The sequence below is a fragment of the Calditerrivibrio sp. genome (genome assembly GCF_049968475.1).
Taxonomy (GTDB): domain Bacteria; phylum Chrysiogenota; class Deferribacteres; order Deferribacterales; family Calditerrivibrionaceae; genus Calditerrivibrio; species Calditerrivibrio nitroreducens_A.
Genome location: NZ_JBMFQS010000029.1, coordinates 1 through 867, shown reverse-complemented (window position 1 = coordinate 867; position 867 = coordinate 1). Strand labels below are relative to the sequence as shown.

Sequence of the window (867 nt, the reverse complement as noted above, 5' to 3'; positions counted from 1 at the left end):
ATGCTTATGCAATAGGCTATAGCTTTTTCAGATCTATTGAGGTAAATTTATGTGGTTAATTTCTCACTCAACGTATTTTCTTTCATAATCTTTTAACTGATTTCTACTGTTTTTAGATGAACAGTTGTCTACTACTATTATTTTACTTACTCCTTCATTAAAGGAGGCATCTATAACCTGTTTAAGTAGATAAAATCTATCCCCATATGTTACAGTTACTACACACACTTTGTATTTCATTTCTTATTCCTTATTTATCTCTAAAGGCATCTATTATACCTCTTACTTGAGCTTTTATAATCTTACTTTGTTTTTAAAAAAGAATATGGGGAGTTTAATAATCCTTGATGATATTATAAATAAAACAGAAAAAACTTTTTTTGTAAAAGTGAGATTGTGAAATATAAATTTAAGCCTATTTTTCATACCCCAGTAAGCACTAAATTCACTGACTTCTCCATTATTGCTTGCACCAACTTTATGGTATAGCACTGTATTGCATACATGATAAAGTTTATAACCTGCTTTCCAAACCCTATAAGAATAGTCTAAATCCTCCACATACATGAAATAACTTTCATCCAATAAACCGATATTTTTAATTATAAACTTAGGTAAAACTACATAGCAAAAAGTGATGAAATTTACTTCTTTTATAGAACAATTTTCAACTTGATCCAATCTTTTCCCCATATTTAAATGAACAGATCTACCTGTCCATTCATTAAATCTACCACCATCGTACCATATAATAGTAGGATTCCAATAATATAGAATCCTTGCTCCATATATAGCTTTTTCTCCGAAGTTAAGTTTAGCTTCCATTGTTTTTTTTATTAGATCGTTTTCTATAACAGTGTCGTTATT

At 28.7% G+C, this 867-nt stretch carries 2 protein-coding genes; both read right to left on the bottom strand.

Going from position 1 to position 867, the window contains the following annotated elements:
- Positions 1 to 63: 63 nt before the first annotated feature.
- The gene (locus ACP5Q2_RS09885; RefSeq protein WP_428099634.1) at positions 64 to 240 is read right to left on the bottom strand and encodes a glycosyltransferase family 2 protein; all 177 of its coding nucleotides are present in this window, start codon (positions 238 to 240) and stop codon (positions 64 to 66) included.
- A 54-nt stretch (positions 241 to 294) separates the two neighbouring features.
- On the bottom strand, positions 295 to 867 hold a 573-nt coding region (locus ACP5Q2_RS09880; protein WP_428099631.1), incomplete at its 5' end, for a glycosyltransferase family 2 protein.

What these genes read in the sequence shown, in the direction of transcription:
- ACP5Q2_RS09885 (WP_428099634.1), bottom strand. Translation starts at nt 240, where the DNA reads ATGAAATACAAAGTGTGTGTAGTAACTGTAACATATGGGGATAGATTT.